Raw genomic sequence first — 3806 nt, forward strand, 5'->3', positions numbered from 1 at the left:
TTTTTCTCGAGAGACATGGAATTCCAGATGCTGTCCCCTACAATTCCGGTGATGGCTTCTACAGACTCAAGGACAAGGCGCATCGAGTCGTACCCAATGGCCTCAAAGCAACCAGGCATTATCCCGTATTCCGCAGTGTAATCCTTTACGAACTGTTCACCGACCTTTGTCGTGGGGAAATCTCCCGCAAACTGTGTCGAAATGTAGGCCCCTTCGACCGCCTTGCCACCAACCTCGATCAGGCTGATGTCATCAGCCCCGTCCGTGTAAAAGAGCGGGAGCGTGATGCCCAATTTACGAGCCTGCTTGGTGTAGACTGGTGCATCCTGGGGCTCGGGCGGGAACGTCACAAATGCATCAAGCTTCTCCTGAACCCTCTTGATTCGGGTAAGCTGAGCCGTGAAGACCAAGTCACCCGTCATATATGACTCTACAGCAACGATGGCGTTGGGGTCTTTGGTATAATACTTGAAAGCCTCCCTGAAAGCCTTAGACAGGTAAGTGCTGTATGCGCTCGCTGCATCCCAAAGCACAGCAACCTTCTTCCAGCCAAGAACCTCTACGCAGAACTTCGCTGCCCCCGTTCCCTGGAAATGGTCACCATATGCAGGCATGAATATGTACTCGCCGATCCGGGGCTGCGTTGGTGTAGTAGCGGGCCCGGGAAGGAAACAAGTTTTGTTAGCCTGAAAAACCGGTCCTGAGGCGGAGGTTAATGAATCGTCCTCGCTGCCCACGGCAGCAAGGACCTTAAATTCCTGCGTCAGACGCTTTGCGGCGCTCGATATTACATCCAGCTCACTTTGTCCGTCGATATTGGTGTATTTTACAGGATGTCCATTTATCCCACCGGCGTTATTGACCAACTTGACTGCGAGTTGAGACCCTCGGAAGCAGGCCTGACCGATTTCGCCACCGAAGCCTACTAAATCCCAGATAGAGCCGACTATGATAGGCTCCTGCACTTTCGCCGCCCCTACTCCGCTGACCAAAGACAAAAAAACAACCAGCACAAAAAAACTTTTAATCGCTTTCATCATCTTTTTCCTCCTTTTTGTTATAGGTTAACTTTTTTTGACAATGTCCAGCTCTTGCCATCTGATGGCCTCTTGAGACCCATAGGCTGACTATTCGCCAAACCCCTTTTCGCTTTATCGAATATCCAGATCTGCCTTTATTTTCTTGAATTTTTATTAATATATGCTCCCTATTTTCTGGAGCCATACGTGGTCAGATAGACAATCCATGATTCTAACAAAATATTTTTATCCAAAATCTATGCCAGAAATAGAGAAAAAGTCTTAATTCTATTTTAGGCTTTATTTTCAGATGGTTATTAAGGATGATATAATAAGGGAGGTTATCCCAAATGGGAAAGAAAAGTGTGACAGTCACACTTGTGTGATTTCACGCATCTGTGACATGTCACATTTATTCAGTTGGTTTGGTGAGTTTCAGGTTGTCTATTTTTCGATAGATGGTCCGTCGGCTTACACCCAGCAGGCGAGCGGCTTTGGCCTTGTTCCAGTCGGTCTTGTTTAAGGCCTGAATGATTTTTTGCTGTTCATCGACAGTCCTCTCATCAGGAGCACACGCTTTGATCTTAGAATCTTCACTGATTTCAGGTGGCAGATGATTTATCGTAATGGTACTGCCATGGCAAACGATGAATGCATGTTCTAAGGCATGTTCCAGCTCCCTTACATTCCCCGGCCAGGGATAGCGCATAAATAGGTTTAGCACTTCATCGGATATGCCATCGATGTTTTTATTGATCTTTTTGTTTAAATTTTTACAGAAATGATCAACCAATAAAGGAATATCTTCTTCTTTTTCGCGCAGGGGAGGTAATTTGATTCCAACGACTTTGAGCCTGTAATAAAGATCTTCCCGAAATTCCCCCAACGATACCTTCTCCCTCAAATTGCGGTTTGTGGCGGCAATGATCCGCACGTTTACCTTTATTGGATCAGACTCGCCAACCCTCTCAAATTCTTTTTCCTGCAGTACCCTCAAAAGCTTCAATTGTATCATGGGAGTAATGCTCCCTATCTCATCTAAAAAGATGGTGCCTCCATCCGCCATTTGAAAACGGCCAATATTGTCTCTGACCGAACCCGTAAAGGCCCCTTTAACATGCCCGAACAGCTCACTTTCAAGCAGGTTCTCAGTGAGGGCGGAACAGCTTATATTTACCAGTCGATTAGCGGCACGAGGACTTTCATAATGAAGCGCTCGAGCTACCAGTTCCTTACCGGTACCGCTCTCACCTGTAATCAACACGGTGGTATCCGTGTTGGCCAGGTCTTCAAGGAGCCGGTAAATCTCCTGCATTTTCTGGCTTTTACCAATGATGTTGTGGAATCTGTGTCGTTCTTTCAATTCACGCTCAAGGTCGGTCAGTCTTGTTATGTCTCTGACCACAAGGATTGCTCCCCTGAATCTGTTGCCGGGATAAGTAAGAGGTGAACTGGTCAACAATACGACCTGGTGAGACCGGTCTTGATGCCTGCATTCAACACGATACTCTTTAACTATATATTTCGTTTTCAGGGTCTCTCTCAAAACATTGAGGCACGGTTTAATGCATTGGGTTTGAACCTCACTGAATTCCTTTCCGATAATTTCCCGGGGAAAGAGACCACATATATGTTTCGTTGCTTCATTGGCCTCCAATATATGCATCTCTTGGTCTACAGTAATAATGGCATCCTTCAGACTTCCGAATATGGCCTCCAAATTTTGGCGATATTTTTCCTTTTCATCCATAAGCGCCTTATGGTTTAGCGCATGATTGGTTACACGCAAGAGCATATCTTTTCGAACAGGTTTGGGGAGATAATCAAAAGCACCCAGACGAACCGCATCCGCCGCTGTCTCAACATTTGGTTCTCCAGTTATCATGATAACAGGACAATTCATGTTTAATTTTTTGACTTCCCGGAGGATATCAATTCCTGTATAAACACCGAGTATAATATCAGCGATTATCACATCAAGATCAGTATTAGAGATAATTTCAAGAGCTGAAGAATAGTCTTCTGCGGTCAACACCTCATACCCTTCTTTGGAAAGATGAGTTTTGAAGGCGAACCGGATGACTTCCTCATCATCAATGATTAGTATCTTTGAGCCCATTTCATCCCTCGCCGGATTACTCCTCTTTTACTTCCCGGGCATTATTTACAGGGAGGTCAATAATCACCCTTGCATATTCTCCAGGAACACTCTGAAAGGTAAGCCTCCCGCCATGGCTTTTAATAATACCATGGCTGATACTAAGCCCTAACCCAGTTCCTTCACCCCGAGGTTTCGTTGAAAAGAATGGATTACATATTTTGTCCATTATGTTCTCAGGTATTCCCACGCCATGATCAGAAAACGTCAACCGAACATTCCTTTTGCCTTCAATCCCTTTGATTTCCCCTTTGATTTCAAGTGTCTTATCTTCATGGAATCCTGGGAACTTTTTGTTTAATGCATACCGGGCATTGCTGATTATGTTTAAAAATACCTGTTGAATTTCCCGGCTTCGCGCTTTGATCTGGGGGAGGTCGGAAGGAACAACCGTACTGAGTTTTATTCCGTCTTTAATTATCTGCCTTTCTACCAGGCCAAACGAATCCGATAGGATATCCTGTATATTGGTCGGGCTGTGCTCTTCCTTGCGATCCCGGGCAAAGGAAAGCAGATTTTTGGCTATTTCCGCAATCCGATCTCCCTCTTTGATAATTCTGGTCGGGATTTCATCATTTTCACCCTTTTCAATGCATTGGTCCTTTAACATCTCAGCGATACTAATAATG

Annotated in this window: 3 protein-coding genes; all 3 read right to left on the reverse strand. The window is 45.1% G+C overall.

Translation table 11 applies throughout. From position 1 onward, the window contains the following. The coding region (locus JRI95_16540; protein MBW2063152.1) for an ABC transporter substrate-binding protein at positions 1 to 1040 on the reverse strand (1040 nt) is incomplete at its 3' end. Between the two features lie 391 nt (positions 1041 to 1431). Continuing rightward, a complete protein-coding gene (locus JRI95_16545) occupies positions 1432 to 3138 on the reverse strand; it encodes a sigma 54-interacting transcriptional regulator (protein MBW2063153.1) in 1707 nt (568 codons plus the stop codon). Between the two features lie 16 nt (positions 3139 to 3154). Beyond that, positions 3155 to 3806 (reverse strand): PAS domain-containing sensor histidine kinase (locus JRI95_16550; GenBank protein ID MBW2063154.1); only part of this gene is annotated, 652 nt, incomplete at its 5' end.

This window comes from Deltaproteobacteria bacterium, from assembly GCA_019308995.1.
Lineage (GTDB): Bacteria > Desulfobacterota > Desulfarculia > Adiutricales > JAFDHD01 > JAFDHD01.

Excerpts from the sequence above, each read along its gene's own strand:
- JRI95_16545 (MBW2063153.1), bottom strand. The coding sequence starts at position 3,138 with ATGGGCTCAAAGATACTAATCATTGATGATGAGGAAGTCATCCGGTTC.